Annotated in this window: 9 protein-coding genes; 5 read left to right on the plus strand and 4 right to left on the minus strand. The window is 56.4% G+C overall.

The window, feature by feature from the left end; translation table 11 throughout:
- Positions 1-5: 5 nt before the first annotated feature.
- The 4 genes from Pla100_RS10795 to Pla100_RS10815 form a co-directional block, all read right to left on the minus strand.
- On the minus strand, positions 6-1,448 hold the full coding sequence (locus Pla100_RS10795; RefSeq protein ID WP_197167833.1) for a DUF1501 domain-containing protein: 1,443 nt from the start codon (positions 1,446-1,448) through the stop codon (positions 6-8).
- The gene (locus tag Pla100_RS10800) at positions 1,445-4,633 is read right to left on the minus strand and encodes a PSD1 and planctomycete cytochrome C domain-containing protein (RefSeq protein WP_146577755.1); all 3,189 of its coding nucleotides are present in this window, start codon (positions 4,631-4,633) and stop codon (positions 1,445-1,447) included. The genes Pla100_RS10795 and Pla100_RS10800 overlap by 4 nt, the downstream gene beginning before the upstream one ends.
- Before the next feature lie 57 nt (positions 4,634-4,690).
- Positions 4,691-5,692 (minus strand): ABC transporter substrate-binding protein, encoded by a 1,002-nt coding sequence (locus tag Pla100_RS10805; protein ID WP_146577681.1) that lies wholly within the window; start codon positions 5,690-5,692, stop codon positions 4,691-4,693.
- Positions 5,693-6,520: 828 nt separating this feature from the next.
- Positions 6,521-7,918, minus strand: a complete 1,398-nt coding sequence (locus Pla100_RS10815; protein ID WP_146577683.1) for a PDZ domain-containing protein — start codon at positions 7,916-7,918, stop codon at positions 6,521-6,523.
- 198 nt (positions 7,919-8,116) lie between these two features.
- On the opposite strand from Pla100_RS10815, the gene Pla100_RS10820 reads away from it, so the two are divergent.
- The 5 genes from Pla100_RS10820 (at position 8,117) to Pla100_RS10845 (ending at position 17,504) form a co-directional block, all read left to right on the plus strand.
- Positions 8,117-9,166, plus strand: coding sequence for a GNAT family N-acetyltransferase (locus tag Pla100_RS10820; RefSeq protein WP_146577684.1), 1,050 nt, complete (start codon positions 8,117-8,119; stop codon positions 9,164-9,166).
- A 95-nt stretch (positions 9,167-9,261) separates the two neighbouring features.
- Positions 9,262-10,554: a serine--tRNA ligase gene (serS, locus tag Pla100_RS10825; protein ID WP_146577685.1), complete on the plus strand. Its 1,293-nt coding sequence runs from the start codon at positions 9,262-9,264 to the stop codon at positions 10,552-10,554.
- Positions 10,555-11,003: 449 nt separating this feature from the next.
- Positions 11,004-13,838, plus strand: a complete 2,835-nt coding sequence (gene alaS / locus Pla100_RS10835; RefSeq protein ID WP_146577686.1) for an alanine--tRNA ligase — start codon at positions 11,004-11,006, stop codon at positions 13,836-13,838.
- A 1,192-nt stretch (positions 13,839-15,030) separates the two neighbouring features.
- Positions 15,031-16,302, plus strand: a complete 1,272-nt coding sequence (locus Pla100_RS10840) for a DUF1559 domain-containing protein (RefSeq protein ID WP_146577687.1) — start codon at positions 15,031-15,033, stop codon at positions 16,300-16,302.
- An 8-nt stretch (positions 16,303-16,310) separates the two neighbouring features.
- The gene (locus tag Pla100_RS10845; protein ID WP_146577688.1) at positions 16,311-17,504 is read left to right on the plus strand and encodes a glycosyltransferase; all 1,194 of its coding nucleotides are present in this window, start codon (positions 16,311-16,313) and stop codon (positions 17,502-17,504) included.
- Positions 17,505-17,534 lie beyond the last annotated feature (30 nt).

Raw genomic sequence — 17,534 nt, forward strand, 5'->3', positions numbered from 1 at the left:
GAACGCTAGGCCAAGATGCCCTGCACCAATTCGCCGTGAACGTCGGTCAGACGGTAATCGCGGCCTTGGAAACGGTAGGTCAGACGCTTGTGATCAAACCCGAGCAGGTGCAAAATCGTGGCGTGGAGGTCGTGGACGTGGACCGGATTTTCGGCGACGTCGAACCCGAGTTCGTCCGTGCTGCCGTAAACGGTACCGGACTTGAGCCCGCCGCCGGCCATCCACATCGAGAATGAATTGGGGTGGTGGTCCCTTCCGTCGTTACCGCCTTGGACCATCGGCGTGCGGCCGAATTCGCCTCCCCAAATGACCAATGTTTCGTCAAGCATTCCCTGTTGCTTGAGGTCCTTGACCAGCGCCGCGCAGGCTTGATCGGTATCGAGGCAATTTTTCTTGATGGCGTTCTTGAGTCCGCCGTGTTGGTCCCAAGATTCATGGAACAACTGCACAAAACGCACGCCGCGCTGCACCAAACGGCGGGCGAGCAAACAATTGTTGGCGAACGACATCTTGCCTGGTTCGGCCCCGTACATTTTTAACATGTCGTCGGTTTCGTCGGCCAGCGACATCGCCTCGGGTGCACTGGATTGCATTCGGAACGCCATTTCATACGAATTCACCCGCGTGGCGATCTCGGGATCGCCGACGACGTCGAGCCGTCGGCGGTTGAGTTCGTTGACGGTTTGCATCGTCGCACGCTGGGTCGCCTGATCGAGCCCGGCGGGATTGGAAAGATACAAAACCGGGTCGCCGCTGCTGCGGAACTCGACGCCCGAATGCAGCGTCGGCAGGAACCCGGAATTCCAATTACCACTGCCTGCGCTGGGGCCTTTGCTGCCGCTGTTGAAAACGACATAAGCGGGCAAATTCTCCGATTCGCTGCCCAATCCATACGTCAACCACGAACCCATGCTGGGCCGACCGAACTGTTGGGAACCGGTGCTCATCATCAACTGAGCGGGCGCGTGATTGAACGCATCCGTTCTCATCGACCGGATCAAGCAAATATCGTCGAGGATACCGGCGGTGTGGGGCAACAATTCGCTGATCTCGACGCCCGCGGAACCTTGCTTGGTGAACTGGTAGCGGGGACCGAGCAGTTTGGAATTAGGATTAATGAAGGCGGCGCGATAACCTTCGAGCAACTCAGGCGGAGGCAACGTGCCGTCGAGTCGCTCGAGTGCGGGTTTGTAGTCGAACATCTCGAACTGACTCGGTCCGCCGCCCATGAACAACAAGATCACATTCTTGATCTTGGCCGGGAAATGCGGCGATTTAACGGCCATCGGGTTCGTACCGATCGATTCGCCAGCGGTCCCATTTCGGGCGAGCAAGGAGGTTAAGGCGATGTGGCCCAATCCGATACCGCATTGTTGCATGAACCAGCGACGCCTCGCGAGATTCGTGCGGTCGTTAATGGCTCGATCGATGCTTGATTGTTTCATCATTTGGTAATCGTTTCATCCAGATTCAAGATCGCCCGGCAGACCGTCATCCAAGCGGCCAATTCGGTGGCGGGAGCGCCGGTTAACTGCAAACATCGATCGGCCGGGAGTCCGACCCACGATTCTCGCTGATCGCGACGTTGCTGATGTATCGGCTCACCGCCTGTTAGTTCACCTTCTCTTGGTTCACCTTCTCTTGGTTCACAATCGGCTACGTTCCAGTGCTCTCGTTGTTCGTTGAGCAGCTCGGCGAGCAGTTTGACTTCATCCGCATCGGGAAACCGGCTGGTACACCACCGGAACGCGTACCGGATTCTCGCGGCGTCGATGTCGTCTACGTGTTGGTCGTTCGAATTGGTATCAACCTCCCGCAACGTGCGGGCGGCAAGAGCACGGGCGGCGTCGACGAATTGTGGTTCATTGAGCATCACCAACGCTTGCAGCGGCGTGTTGCTGCGTTCGCGACGGACGCAGGCGGCGTCGCCTTTGGGAGCGTCAAAGACTTGCAGCGGCGGATAGGGGACGCTGCGATACTGGTGCACATAGAGCGACCGGCGATACTGGGCCGCGTCGTCACGGTGGTTCCAAATCTTAGGGCCGTAACTGGTCGGCGGCTGGAAAAGGAAGTCGGGCGCGGGCGGATAAACGGCGGGGCCGCCGACCCGGGTGTTGAGCAAGCCACTGACCGACAACGCCAAATCACGCACCATCTCGGCTTCCACTCGCACTCGTGGACCTCGCGAGAGCCACTGATTGGACGGATCGTTTTTCCATGCCTCGGCGGGCGCGGCGGAGGCTTGCCGGTAGGTCGCTGATTGAACAATCAAACGATGAATGTGTTTCAAACTCCACCCGCTATCGATTAATTCGCGGGCCAAGAAATCCAACAACTCAGGATGCGAGGGCGGCGGCGATTGAAAACCGAAGTCTTCCGGAGTCGTGACGAGACCGCGTCCGAAATAGGCTTGCCAAATTCGGTTCACGATGACCCGCGGCGTCGTCGGAGAGTCTTTGGAAACAAGCCAACGGGCGAACCGCAAACGATCCGGCTCGTTCGTATCGGGCAAGGGATTGAGAAACGCCGGAACATCGGGTTCGACCTTGTCGGCCGGACGCAAGAAATCGCCTCGGCTGTAAACAAACGTCTCTCGCGGTTTCGCGAGCGATCGAGCGACCAATTGCGTCGTGGTTTCAGGATAGCTTTGCCACAACGCCTCGATCTGTTGCACCTCGTTGGCGTAGGAGTCTTGGACTCGAATCCATTGGCTAAACAGCGCGTTCCATTGGGCCGCCGAACGCTCGTCCGCGGGCGTGTCCAAGATCGGCTCGATCGAAGTGTCGACGGTGCTGTCGGGAATCGTGTCGGCGTCGGTGATGCTGAAGCGATATCGTCCGATCAAGAAGTTTTGGTTGTCGTCACTGTTCCACCCGCCGTGCTTCATCGTCATCGTGAACGTCAACTTGGCGTCTCCGTCGATCACGATGGGCGATTCGGGAACGAAGATTGCATGCCGCGAATGATTGCGTCGCCCCGGATCGTTATCGGTCGTCCAAGCGGTTTTCACATCACCGTCGATGGCGTACTCGACCGGACCGACGACGCGGTCATCCTTATTCGGATCTTTGTCACGGTACTGTGGCTTGAGCGATTGATGTTTTGGATTGACGTCGGAGATGGCTCGAACGAATTGGACGTCGATCGGCTTGGCACCTTCGGCGGTCGGCTCGATCGTCATCTTGAACTCGGTCAACGCGCCGGTTCCGTCGATGCTGCGTCCGGGACCACCGCGTGGCAGTTGTGGATGGGTCAAGGCATCGACGCGCACGGCGGTAATCGTACCGACACGGGTTGTCAATGAAAACGAATTGTCAGCTTTGGTCGGTGCATAACTTTCGCTGACGACCGAACCGTCGTCGAGGATTTTGAACTTCTCTCCGACATATGGATGCTCGGTCGGTTTCATCACCTTCCAAGCGGGCAACGAAGCCGCGACTTCATCCGCCCAAGCGGCCACCTTCGATTTCCGGTCGGGCTCGGCTGTCTTTAGTTCATTTTCGATCGATCGGATCTGAGACAAAACTTGATCGCGCCGCTCGGCCTGTTCGGGCGTGTAAACCGAAATGCATGCCTCGTGAAAATCGTTCAACGCCGCGAACATCGAGTAGTACTCGTGGTGACTCAATGGGTCGTACTTGTGCGTGTGACATTGAGCACACTGCGTCGTAATCCCCAAGACCGCTTTACCGATCGCGTCCATTCGATCAAACATGCCTTCGACTCGGAATTGCTCCGGGTCCGCGCCGCCTTCTTCGTTCGTCATCGAGTTGCGTAAGAAGCCAGTGGCGACGCGTTGGTCTTGGGTCGCACCGGGCAACAAATCTCCGCCGATTTGTTCGATGATGAATTGATCATAGGGGAGGTCTCGGTTGAATGCGTTGACGACCCAATCGCGGTAAAAGTAAACCGACCGTTGCATGTCCTTTTCATAACCGGCGGAGTCCGCATAACGAGCCGCGTCGAGCCACCACCGGCCCCATCGTTCGCCGAAGTGAACCGAGGTGGTGAGTTCGTCGATGAGGTTCTCGATCACATCGCCAGCTTGTTTCGCAACTCGATCAAGTTGATCGATCGTCGGCGGCAAACCGATCAAATCCAACGACAAGCGACGAGCCAACGTTTCTGGCGTCGCGGGTGGCGAAGGCGACATCGATCGCTCCTCGAGTTTGGCCAAGACGAAGTAATCGATTTCGTTTCGTGGCCAAGTCGTATCGGCGACCGTGGGAAGATCGGGTCGCCGCGGCGGAACGAACGCATAGTGTTCCGCATAGGGAGCGTCGTCTTGAATCCAGCGAACGATGCTTTCCAATTCTTGATCGCTGATCGTTTTGCCGGTCGATGGTGGCGGCATGACGACGTCGGGATCGCGACTGGTGATCCGCGAAATGATCTCGCTTTCCGCCGGGCTGCCCGGCACGATCGCGGAAAAGTCGATGGCGTCCTCGCGGACGTCCAATCGCAAACCGGCTTCGCGGGTTTCTTCGTCGGGTCCGTGGCACAAGAAGCATTTGTCCGACAAGACACTGCGAATGTCACGATTGAAATCGACCGAATCGTCAGCCCGACAGGGGCGGACCGACGACCAGGCGATCATGATGCAAGACGCCAGTGCCAGATTCAAGAAACGCATGATTGGCTGCCACTTGGTCAAGAACATAGTTCGTTTTGGAAGGCGGATTCGAGTCGATCAAGATTTCGGCGGGTTGAGCAAACGTGAGATGGTCTCGTCATCGCGGTTGTCCATCGTCGCGACGTAGACACCGGTATCGGTGTAAGACTCGACTTGTTCGCCTTTGACGTGGGCGGCGAGTGTCTTGACGGCGAGGTATCCCATGCGAACCGGGTCTTGCAACACGATCGCGGCGATATCGCCGGACGACAACGCTTGTCTTAACGAATCGCTGCTGTCGAAACCGACGAGTTTAATTTTACCGCCCAAGCCACGATCCTTGATCGCTCGTAGCACGCCTTCCGCATTGGGTTCGCACACCGCAAAGATTCCATCGACTTCATTGCCGTAACGGTTGAGCAACGCTTGGGCTTTATCGACCGCCGATTCGGTGGTGGTTCCCGCGTATTGATCGCTGCTGATGACTTCGATTTGCGGGTACTTGGCGATGCCGTCGAGGAAGCCTTCTTCACGCTGGTGTGTGCTCTCGCTGCCCTTGTTGTACCGCAAGCAAATCACTTTGCCGCCTTCGTCACCGAGGCTTGCCGCCATCGCGTCGGCGGCGAGTTGTCCACCTTTGAAGTTATCCGTCGCTACATAGGAAACGATGTCTTTCTCATCGGCGTTGAGTCCACTGTCGAAGATCACCACGGGCACACCGGCGCGACCGGCCTCCTCGACCGGGCGGACCAATGCGTCAGCGTCCAACGGTGCCAAACAAATTCCATCCACGTTGGCGTTCAGGAATCCCTGCAGCACGTTGATCTGTTCGTTGCGATCGCTTTCTTTGGCGGGACCTTTAAAGGTGATCCGTGCGTTCTCTTCGGCACCGGCTTGCTCGGCACCGAGCTTGACCGATTGCCAAAAGATGTGCGTCTCACCTTTGGGGATGACTGCGAAGTGCAACGGGTCATCGGCATTCTTCGCAGACGGAGCGGTTTCCGCAGGCGGTTGACATCCGATGACTAAACATCCGATCAAACCAACGAATGATAACAATCCAACGATATTCAAACGCATCAGAATCCTGACCTAAGCGATGGGAGGGAATAAAACACTGTTAAGCCTATCCGAAAACGGTACCTGGCGGGCGTTCGAGGATACGAACCTTTCCAAGAGTTTAGAGCAATTTGAAACGACTTGAAAGTTTTTTCAAAACTGTCTTGACCCCGCTAAGCCGCCCCGGCTAAGTTTCCCTCATCAACGCGAGCGAGTGGTTTTGAACCCGGTTTGAAACGGTTCGTTTGCGGCGATTGGAAACATCCAAAGGATGCTTTTCGCACTGGTCGCATTTCGGATTTTTTCGAAAAGCGGCTGCGAAGATCCCGATACGGATTCGATCATGGATGATTGAAACGGATCGGCTAGGTTCTCTGATGTTTTTGAGTTCGAGCGTGCTAGCAAGGATGCGATGCACCGTCTCGGACGACACCATCCACCGGCTCCCGGAAAAGAAGCGCGTTGTCCTCCGCCCCCCTAGGACCTCGTACTTTCCGGGAGCTTTTTTTATGCGCCGACGGTGTCGGCGGGCTGTTGGCTTTTGGCTGTTGGCTTTTGGCGGTTGGCTTTTGGCGGTTGGCTTTTGGCTCACAGCTTCCAGTGTCCGTTGCCTGCCTCTTCAAACTTAAACTTAAACTTAAACTTAAACCTCCCCTCGAGGCGAGCATCGTTCGCGAGTCATCACCACCGAGTAACGATCAAGATGGCACAAGCCAACGAAGCCGCTAGCTGTCCGCATTGCCGGGTCTCCGCTATCGCTGCGACCCAGCCTACTTGGTGACCGATGTAGGCTGGGTGGAGGAGGCTTTGCGACGAACACCCAGCAATGCTAATAGCCCAAACAGCCCACTACTTTTGATTGAGTTGGCGTTTGAGACGTTCGACTTCGGCCCGCAAACGTTCGACCTCGGACATCGCTGGATCCACTTCTGCCTGGGGTGGCGGCAACAAGTCGGCCGAACCTTGACGCTGCGGTGCGTCGTCTTCGGGAAGAGCCAAGGGGTCCACCGATTCGGCTGCGACTTGGGCCGGTTTGTCGGTCGCAGGATTCGGCTTGGTCGCGGGTGGGTTCGCCGATGAATTCTTTGATGGCTCCTTCGGCGCAAACAGACCGCCGAGGGCCGCTCCCATGCCGCCTAGAATGCTGCTTCCGACGTCACCTTGCGCAGCATCGGATTGGTTGCCGGCGTCTTGATTGGCGGCAGTTGACGGAGCATTCTGTTCGGTGGCACCTCGGATCGGCTTGCCGCGTGGACCTCCCATTTCGATATCCAACTCCAGCATCGATTCACCCCGCACGACACCGAACCGCACGGATTCTCCTGGTTGGGTGACCGATAGCTCGCGGATCAAACCGTCGATGTCCTTAACCAGTCGACCATCGACCGAAACGATCCGGTCTTGTGGCTTCAGGCCTCCGATCACGCCTGCGGTTCCTTCGGGAGCGACGACGACCTCGATCCCGCGTTGGGGAGTCGCGTTGCGAACCTCCAAACCGAGTGACGATCGCGGCCGCGCGAGGGTGGGGCCGGTCGCCGGACTAACCGGCGGTTTGGCCGCCGACCTGGACGACGTGTCTGGTCTGCTGGTTCCCTTCGCGATCGAATCGGCGGATCGGTCTGATGGTTCGTTGGATTCGCCATCGGCCGCTGCGCCGTTGATCACGGGGACCGTCGTGCGATACAAACGTCCGTTACGAATGACTTGGATCTCAGCCTGCCGGCCGATCGTCGAGGCGGCCAAGGACCGCCCCACGTCGGCGAGCGAACGGGTTGGCTGGCCTTCAATCGAAACGATCACGTCGCCGGGCTGCAATCCCGCTGCGTTGGCTCGTGAATCCGGTTGGAATCCGAGCACGCGGAGCCCTTGATAGGGGCCGACCCGAGCGGGCGTGACATCAATTCCAAATGTTGGCGAACCAGGCAAAGCTTCGGCGCCCGACGCATCGGCGGGCTGCAAACCTCCTGCCATCGGCGTCGCCAGGACGCGGGGCGAGTTCCCGACATTGGGATTCACCGCGTTTGGATTTGCAGGGTTTGGATTCGCAGGGCTGGGAACCGGCGGCGTGGGCAGACGCCGGGCTTCGATCCTCGCCCGCATCCGACCAAAGAGGCCTTGAGCCGATGCTGTCGACGAGTCGACCAGCGATGCGAAGACCACAAACCCTAGCAACAAGCCGATCGTTTTCACGAGCACACCGGCGCGGCCGGCAGAATGACTCGAAACAATTGCGGGACAAAACAACATGAATGGATCTCGATGGAAATGTGATCAGAGGCACCGAAGCCACCCACAATCACTCAGCACGACAACTTAAAAAAACAGCGAACCCCCCGATCATAGAACGCTGCGTCTGGATAGCCAACCGAAGAAATCCGTTTCTCGTCGGGTTCTGTTACATTGTTGGGCTTCCGCCACCCAGCCATCCACTCAATTGTCACCGAAGTGAATACAACGGACCCATTCTTGAGCCCTGAACCGCTGTCGATTTGTGTACGGCCGCTTCAGATTCCAGAATTGGCGGCGGTCTTGACCGAGACGCTTGCACGACTGTCACCGGCACGCTTGAGCATTGTGTCGGATCAACTTCGAGCGATATTGAACTCGGATCGCCCGACCGATTTGATCGTTCGGTTCGCCGCACAGGATGACGTTTCGTTGGACCGAGGCGTCGTCGCGATCGCCGCTTTGCCCGAGCAGGGCGACACGGCAACGATCCTGCACGTCGATTGGACAAAACCGAGCGAGTGGGCCGCGTCGGTGCGGGTGAACGAGTCGCTCACGATCGCCGAACGATCTGCGGACGGGCTACGGGAAAAACTATTGGCTCTGTTTGCCACCCACCAAATCAAATTCGTGCAGTGGGCGACCGATCCGGTCAGTCAAGCTGAAAATATGATCGACATCCCTTGGTGGCCTCGACACATGGGTTTTGCTCAGGTCGGCACGTTAGATTACCTCGCCATCGACGCCGACGAATCCACAGGAAATTTCGGCGGCACGGTTTCAGAACCTGTCCCGCCGATCACGCTCGAAACGGTCGCTCAAGCCGACGCCGCACAACGGGAGCGGTTCGAGCGGTTGGTGACGGAGACCTATCGCGGCTCGCTGGATTGCCCCTCGCTGGAATCCTACCGCACGACCGACGAGATCATTCAGTCTTATCGGTGCGTTAGCTCGTATGCCCCCGACCTGTGGTTCACCGTTCACGTGGACGACTCCGAACCGGTGGGCTGTTTTATGCTAGCCCGGCACCGGAACTCGCAAAACGACGAACTCGTCCTGGAGTTGGTTTACATGGGTGTCGTGCCGCAGCATCGCGGACACGGTTTGGGCCGCCGAATCATGGACCAAATCGCCCGCATCGGCCACGATCAGAATGCCGTTCGGCTGGTCTTGGCGGTCGACCGCGACAACCATCCCGCGCAAGACGCGTATCGTCGTTTCGGGATGAAACCGCTGTTCCAAGAAACCGTATGGGCGGCGTCCATCTAGGGGCCTGACCAAGTTGGCCTCTGTTTCGTTAAGTTGTGCGTGGCTTGACCGATGTTTCTCTTGATTTCTCAACCCCAACACTGACCCTTTGGCCGATGCTCGATCGTAAATTCATTTTGCAAAACGCGGATTTGGTCGCCAAAAATGCCGCCCGTCGTGGTGTGGAAGTCGACGTGGAGTCGATCTGCACGCTCGAGGCCCAACGTCTCGAGGCGTTGCAACAATCCCAAGAATTCAACCGTTTAGCCAACGAGATCAGCAAACAAATTCCCAAGGCAGCCGACAACGAGGCCCGGCAAGCGATGATCGCCGAAGGCCGCCAGCTTCGTGAAAAGAAAGACGAAGCGGCGAACTTGCAGGACGAACTCGAAGCCAAGATCGTCGAACTGCAAACCGTCCTGCCGAACATGACGCATCCCGACGTGCCCGACGGCGGGGAAGAGGACGCGAACGAACTTGGCTTCGGCAAAACCCCCAAACCGGCGATGGATTTCAAACCGCTGGACCACTTGGAACTGGGCGAAAAGCACGACTTGTTCGATTTCGAAGGCGGTGCCCGGGTGGCCGGTTCGGGGTTCTACTTCCTCCGCAACGCGGCCGTGCGTTTGGACCTCGCGTTGCAACTATTCGCAATCAGCTTTTTGAGCGATCGAGGGTTCACGCCGGTGGCCACGCCCGACTTGGCGTTGACCAGCGTGCTGCAAGGAACCGGCTTCAACCCCCGCGGTCCGGAGACCCAAATCTACAGCATCGAGAACACGGAACTGAACCTCGTCGCGACGGCCGAAATCACTTTGGGCGGGATGCTCAGCGGCCAAACCCTGGACTTAGAATCGTTGCCGATCAAGCTGTGCGGTTTGAGCCATTGTTTCCGAACTGAAGCCGGCGCGGCGGGTCGGGCCTCGCGCGGTTTGTACCGCGTCCATCAATTCACCAAAGTCGAAATGTTCGCGTTCGCGAGTCCCGATCAAAGCGACGCGTTGCACGAAGAAATGCGTGGCCTCGAATGTGAACTGTTCGACGCCCTCGAAGTTCCCTACCGTGTGATCGATACCGCCGCCGGTGATCTCGGTGGCCCGGCATATCGCAAGTATGATTTGGAGGCCTGGATGCCCGGTCGCGGCGAAGCGGGCGAGTGGGGCGAAGTCACCAGTACCAGCAACTGCACCGACTACCAAGCCCGACGACTCGACGTCCGATACAAGACGCCTGGACAAAAGGGAACCCAATACGTCCACACGCTCAACGGAACCGCCGTCGCGACCGGCCGGGCCATGATCGCCATTTTAGAAAACCACCAACGAGCCGACGGCTCCATCGCGGTCCCCAAAGTCTTGCAACCCTGGGTCGGCCAAGAATCCCTCACCCCCCAACCAACTCGAACCTAAACTTAAACTTAAACCTAACTCCCAAACCACAGCACTTCCCCTACTAGCAAGCTAGAAACCAAACCACCGGTCCAGCAATCAGCCGCAACGCGCTAGCGGGCTGTTGATTTAATCGTTTAACGGCAAGCCGCAGGCGACAGAGCTTGAGAACGCAGACGCCTGCGGCTTGCCGTTAAACGAAAACGCCCAATCGTGCACTCAATCAACAGCCCGCTAGCGTGCCGTTAGTGCCGCAACAGCCCGCTAGCGGCGTGTTGATTTAGTCGTATACCGAATGCCAACAATTAGCCGATGGGCGTTAGCCCCGGTTGGCGTCCGGTTAACCGCCGCTAACGCGTTACGGCTGATACGGCGGCGAATCGAAAATCGGGTTTAGGTTCAAGTTTAAGTTTAAGTTTAAGTTTTTGACAATTTGAAATTGGCTATATCTACTCTTTCCATTATCCAACATGAAAACCGACGAACTGCGTGAAAAGTACCTCGACTTTTTCGTTTCCAAGGGCTGCTCGCGACAACCCAGCGATGTGCTGGTGCCGGCTTGGGATCCGTCGGTGCTGTTCACCCCGGCGGGAATGAATCAGTTCAAAGATCACTTCCTCGGCAAGGTCAAGTTGGAATACACCCGAGCGACCACGTGCCAAAAATGCTTGCGAACCGGCGACATCGATAACGTCGGACGAACGGCGTTTCACCACACGTTCTTTGAGATGCTGGGTAACTTCTCGTTCGGCGACTACTTCAAAGAAGAAGCGATCGAATGGGCGTGGGAGTTTCTGACCGAAAAGAAATGGTTGAACATTCCCAAGGATCGATTGAACGTGACCGTCTACAAAGACGACGACGAAGCGTTCGACCTTTGGCACGAAAAGATCGGCTTGCCGACCTCGCGAATTTCGCGCATGGACGAGGACGAAAACTTCTGGCCGGCGTCGGCTCCGAGCGAAGGTCCCGACGGCGTCTGCGGGCCTTGCAGTGAGATCTATTACCAACTCGACGACGGCAGTGACGTCGAAATCTGGAACCTCGTCTTTACCCAATTCAATCGTGACGGCGCGCCGCCGGACAACCTGCGTCCGCTGCCGAGCAAGAACATCGATACAGGAATGGGGCTGGAACGAACCGCGAGTGTCTTGCAGGGTGTGCCGACTAACTTCCACATCGACAGTCTGTTGCCGATCGTCGAGGCGGCCGCCGAAGTCGTGGGTGTGAAGTACGAATACCAAAGCGACAACGGTCGCCGGTTGCGACGGATCACCGACCACGTTCGAGCTAGCGTATTCGCGATTCACGAAAACGTTTATCCGGATTCCAAAGAGGCCCCCTACGTCATCCGCCGCTTGATCCGCCGCGCGGTCTTGGACGGTTATCAAATGAATCTCCGTGAGCCGTTCTTGCATCAGTTAACGCAAGCCGTCGCGGACGCATCGAAGGCCGCCTATCCCGAACTCGGCCAAACCGTCGCACGGGTCAGTGAAGCGATCGAAGCCGAAGAACGCGCGTTCTTCAACACGATCGGCGGCGGGATGAAACGCATCGAACGATTGTTCGAACAACTGCAAGCTGAATCGGCGGAGATGATCCCCGGCAACGAAGCGGCCGATTTACAAACCACCTATGGCGTCCCGCCCGAGCTCGTTCAAACCCTCGCCGCCGAACAAAACCTGACTTTTGATTGGGACGGATACCGGGCCGCGATGGATCAACACGCCCTCGACAGCGGTGGCGGACAAAAGGTGCTCTTTCAAACCGGACCTTTGGAAACACTCAAGGAGTCGCTGCGAGAAACTCCGTTCGTCGGCTATGAAACGACGCAGTCGACCGCCCTCGTCAAAGGCATCATCACCGGCGATGGTCACGACAAAGGCGACGAAGGACAACTGCTCAGCCACCTGGATCGACCCGGTGACGCGGTGCATCGATTGGTGCTCGATCATTCCCCGTTTTACGGCGAATCGGGTGGCCAAGTCGGCGACACCGGCGTGATCGAAAACGAGCATTTCGAATTCCAAGTCATCGATACTCAAAAGCACGCGTCGCTGATCGTTCACCATGGGCGTTTGGTGCGTGGCAAGATCAGCGAAGGCGAAACGTGTACCGCCAAGGTCGACATCGAGAATCGTAAGGCGCTCGCACGGGCGCACTCGGCGACACATATTCTGCACCACGCCTTGCACACCCACGTCGGCCGTCACGCCGAACAACAGGGCAGCAAAGTCGAAGCGGACCGGTTGCGATTCGACTTCAAGAACCCCAAAGCGATCGACGACGAGACGCTGGTCAAGATCGAACAGGATGTTCTCAAACTCGTCGGTGCGTCCGAAGAAATCCGCTGGGACACGGTCTCGTTGGCCGACGCCCGGCAAGCCGGTGCGATGATGTTGTTCGGTGAAAAGTACCCGGACCCTTGCCGCATGGTTTCAATGGGCTCATTCAGCCGCGAACTTTGTGGCGGGACTCACCTGAACAACACGTCGGAAGTCATCGCGTTCGAGGTCGTGGTCGAAGAAAGCGTTTCCACGGGCACCCGCCGGATCGAGGCATTGACCGGACAACGAGCCAAAGAACACCGCGATCAAACCAACGCACTCCTTTCGACCGTCGCTTCAACGCTCCATTGCGATCCGTCGGTCGCCGCTGCGGCGACCGAGGCGCTCATCGAAGAGGTCCGTCAACTCAAGAAAGACCTTTCGGCCGGAAAGGCGGGCGAGCACTCATCGGAGTTTCGTTTCGACGGTTCGAAAGCAACTAAAACGAACGTCGAGGACTACAACGAAGTCCGCGCGGCGGTTCGTGGTTTGACGCGTCGCTTGAACGTTGCGATCGACGACGTACCGTCACGATTGGAATCATTGTTGGCCGATCGTGCGGACTTGGTCGAGAAAATCAAATCTCTCAGTGAAAGCAGCGACATTTCCGTCGACGATCTGATCGCCTCCGGTGCAACGATTGGTGACACGCTGTTGGTCGTCGCCGAAACGCCCGGAGCCAATTCCAACATGATGCGTGGCTTGATCGATCAAATCCGCAAGAAGAGCAAAGGTCCGACGGCGGTTCTGTTCGGTGCGACCGAGGGCGACAAAGTCGTCTTAGTCGGCGGACTCAGTCGCGACTTGGTCGACCGGGGTCTCAAAGCCGGCCAGTGGGTCGGCGACACAGCCCGCATCGTCGGCGGTGGCGGTGGAGGGCGGCCCGACATGGCTCAAGCGGGCGGCAAAGACCCATCCAAACTGCCCGAAGCAATCGAGAAAGCCAAGGCGTCGATGCAAGAACAACTCAGCCGTTGAGCGGCGACGCCGCTGTTGGTGTTCGGTGGGGAGGCGTGTGCCGGGCCGGGCTAGTATTCCAGCTCACCTTATTTTTCGGGTAGACCGTAGTGGATCTTGTTAAAGATCCCATGCTGAAAGGATCTTTAACAAGATCCACTACCCGAAAATTGAACTGCAGAGGAATACTAGATTCTCCTGGAAGAGGCTCGCGACGGCGTCAGGTTAGGTTTTTCGGTTTTTGCGAGTGAGTGATCGCACTGTCGAGACGAAGAAGGACACGAGTTCGATCAACAGAATCGAATGAACCTTAGACCTGAAAACCGAAAACCCAACCTCACCCTGGCGCGAGCCCGTCCGCAATTGATCGCTGCAAGCTATCTCCGCCACGGTTACTACTGGTACGTGACCGGCAAGATCCCAAACGAAAAACCACCGGAACGAGTCGATCAAAAACTGATCGCAAAGTACGGAATTGACATTTCCGAATGGCAGAGATCGAAACGCCGCAAGTCTGGACTCGCTAACGCTCAGTACCTTCGCTGCGGCCAATGGTTCATCCTGATGCTGACCGAAGGCCACCACTTACTTCGCCAGCCAACCGAGAAGGGTGGGGAGGGTGAACACATCAAAGACTGCCGCCGAATTCCAATCCGATTTGCTGGATACTCGATCTCATATCGTCGGAGCGGAGTCGCCCAGCCGACTGGCCAGTCCACGAAGTGGCATGCTCACGTGCGGCTCGATTCTGAAACCTATGCAGAACTGAAAGCTCACTTCGAGTCAATTGCAGTTCACCGTTCAGTTGAGAATCTCGTTGCCGAGTTTGCCAAAGTTACTTACGCCCGATATGCCCCCATCCGTCGTCAACTTCTCAATATCCTTCGTCAAGTCAACAATCTCCGACAACGTCAATCGTTCACCAAACTACCGCACACAGTGCTAAACCTGCGCCGTTCCGTCGTGAAGGTTTACGCAAATGTTGACCAGAAAGTTGAGAGTAATACTCGGCGTTTTAGTCACAGGTCCTCTAGCAACAATATGGCTAGAAGGATTGGGAAGTCATTTTCTCGCTAATCCTCAAACCATGATTCAGGGCTAGTCTTCACGATCGCCCTACTGCAAAATGAGTGCTTGTTGACGAGCATCTGAGGTTGATGTTTGGTATCATTTGACTTGGAGATGTCATTTTCTAGTCCGATAGGGATCCGTCATGAACCGACCGAGAGTACTTTTTCGTGGTTTTACGCTGGTGGAACTGTTAGTGGTGATCGCGATCATTGCGGTGCTGATCGGCATCTTGCTGCCAGCAGTGCAAGCCGCCCGTGAAGCGGCGCGGCGGATGACCTGTAGCAACCATCTCAAACAAATTGGCTTGGCGATGCACAACTACCACGCCGCCTACAACCAACTACCCGAGCACATGGGAGGCACGAAACACGGCTATTACATTCACGGAGGACTGATTGGATACACCCGCAGTAATTACCGCATGTTGAGCGTGTTTGTTGGTCTACTTCCTCAGTTAGAGCAGCAGGGACTTTGGGAAATGATCAGCCACGAACTGGTGGCATCCAATAATTCCGCTATCACTTTTCCACCCATGGGACCGTTTCCAAATCGAGAACTTTCGGACTATGCTCATTCCTACTACGAACCCTGGATGACCGAAGTTCCGACGCTACGATGTCCGTCGGATCCTGGTACCGGTCTTCCTGCGCGAGGTCGTACCAACTATGCCGTCTGCGTTGGCGACTCCGTGCATCATTCCGTTAAAGGATTTCAGGATGACCGTGGGAGCACAGTAAACTCCATTGTTGAAGGTTCCAAAGCAGCACAACGAGGCATGTTCGTGGCTAGGCGTGCCACGAAATTTCGGGATGTAAACGATGGCCTTGCCAGCACGATCGCGTTAGCAGAGATTGCGACAGAGTTGGGAGATGCTGACATTCGCACTTGGCCCGCCATGGCAGCCGCTAATGTCAGTTGGGATGGCTCTGGCATGGTTCCAACAGGGCGAGCACTGATGTGTGCCCCTTGGATTAACCCTCAGCGTCCGCGTTTTTGGTCTACAACGGTCCCAAATTCAGTCGCTTTGCTCAACGGGAATGTCGCCGCGGGTATGTCTGCCTTTTTTGGGCAGTTCAGGCGAGGCTACAGTTGGGCTTCAGGTAGCATTATTGACAGCGCATTTTTTACAATCCTACCTCCTAATCGAGAATTATGTTGGAATGTATACAATTTGGGACCAACAAACGCGCCTGGTTTGGCTCCACCCAGCAGCCAACACTCAGGAGGAATCCATATTCTGATGGGTGATGGTGCCGTAAGATACGTTACCGATTCCATCGACTCAGGCGATACAAACAGTGCGATGGTCTCCATCGCACCGGGTGGCCTGCCACCGGGCAGCCCTAGTCCCTATGGCGTGTGGGGAGCTCTCGGTACCCGAGCATCCGGCGAACCCACCCACGGCGATTGGTGAAACCAATCATGGGGCGTGTGTTAATCACATGGGAACTGGGGGGCGGTCTTGGTCACCTGCTCTGCCTGAAACCGCTTATCAAACGCCTGCAATCCTGCGGTCTTGAATTATTCTTAACCGTTCGAGATGTCGCGAACGCCAAAGACGTGTACTCAGATACCGAAATCACGATTCTACAATCCCCCATTCATCGGTCCTCAGCACTCTCTCCTTTTCGCGACGCGCGATCGTTCGCCGAGTTGCTGCTGGCGGAGGGATTCGCCGATAGAGACGACCTGTATTCTCGGTGTCTTGCCTGGCGCGAAATTGTTGCTCGGATTGATCCCGATTTCATTCTGTTTGATCATGCACCCACAGCAATTCTTGCGGTGCGTGGCATTGACATACGTACGGCAACGTTCGGCAATGGATTTTTTGTCCCGCCTTTGATATCTCCAACTCCGGATCTACGCCCGTGGCTTCCGCCTGACCCTGAGCGTACGATTCAGTCAGAACAAATTGCTGTCACTCATTGCAATCATGTTCTTTCACGTTTCCGCTCGCCGACAATCTCTGGCATTGGGAATCTGTATGCTGGCATTGATGAGCATTTCCTAACGACGTTCAGGGAACTCGATCACTTTTCTCAACGCACAAACGGGCGATACTACGGCATACCTCCCGCTGGAGTTGGAGTGCCTCCGTGCTGGCCGGACGGAGTCGGCAAACGTATCTTTGCATATTTGCAGCCATCTCCTTTCACACTGGAGTTGTTCAAGCAAATTGCATTACTGCGCATGCCATCAATCGTCTTTGCACCAGGCGTGTCTCCCGATCTTGTTGACTATTGCCGATCGAACTTTCCGCAAATACGGATTGAAACAGAGCCAGTCGATCTTTCGGCTGTGTCAAAGCAGTGCGACGTCGTTGTTCATCATGGCACACATAATACTGCAGCAACTTTTCTGTTGGCTGGGATACCTGCGCTGATTTGTCCGATTCACCTCGAGCACCGTCTAACAGGCATGATGATTCAGGAACTCGGCGCGGCACATGTTGTTGATCCGTACGATACGTCGAAGATTATCAACGGATTGCATCAACTACTGGTATCGACTGCTATCAGCCAATGTGCTCAAGAGTTTGCAAGTAGATACCAGCGGTGCAGCGCCATCAAAAACATGGATTGCATCGCCGAGAGAATCTTGAAAAACGATAAGTAAAACCAGGATTTTTCTTGACACGGCAGTTTG

The organism is Neorhodopirellula pilleata (genome assembly GCF_007859915.1).
Classification (GTDB): Bacteria; Planctomycetota; Planctomycetia; order Pirellulales; family Pirellulaceae; genus Rhodopirellula; species Rhodopirellula pilleata.

What these genes read in the sequence shown, in the direction of transcription:
- Pla100_RS10815 (WP_146577683.1), bottom strand. Translation starts at nt 7,918, where the DNA reads ATGTTGTTTTGTCCCGCAATTGTTTCGAGTCATTCTGCCGGCCGCGCC.
- alaS (WP_146577686.1), top strand. Translation starts at nt 11,004, where the DNA reads ATGAAAACCGACGAACTGCGTGAAAAGTACCTCGACTTTTTCGTTTCC.
- Pla100_RS10800 (WP_146577755.1), bottom strand. Translation starts at nt 4,633, where the DNA reads ATGCGTTTCTTGAATCTGGCACTGGCGTCTTGCATCATGATCGCCTGG.
- Pla100_RS10805 (WP_146577681.1), bottom strand. Translation starts at nt 5,692, where the DNA reads ATGCGTTTGAATATCGTTGGATTGTTATCATTCGTTGGTTTGATCGGA.
- Pla100_RS10795 (WP_197167833.1), bottom strand. Translation starts at nt 1,448, where the DNA reads ATGATGAAACAATCAAGCATCGATCGAGCCATTAACGACCGCACGAAT.
- Pla100_RS10845 (WP_146577688.1), top strand. Translation starts at nt 16,311, where the DNA reads ATGGGGCGTGTGTTAATCACATGGGAACTGGGGGGCGGTCTTGGTCAC.
- serS (WP_146577685.1), top strand. Translation starts at nt 9,262, where the DNA reads ATGCTCGATCGTAAATTCATTTTGCAAAACGCGGATTTGGTCGCCAAA.
- Pla100_RS10840 (WP_146577687.1), top strand. Translation starts at nt 15,031, where the DNA reads ATGAACCGACCGAGAGTACTTTTTCGTGGTTTTACGCTGGTGGAACTG.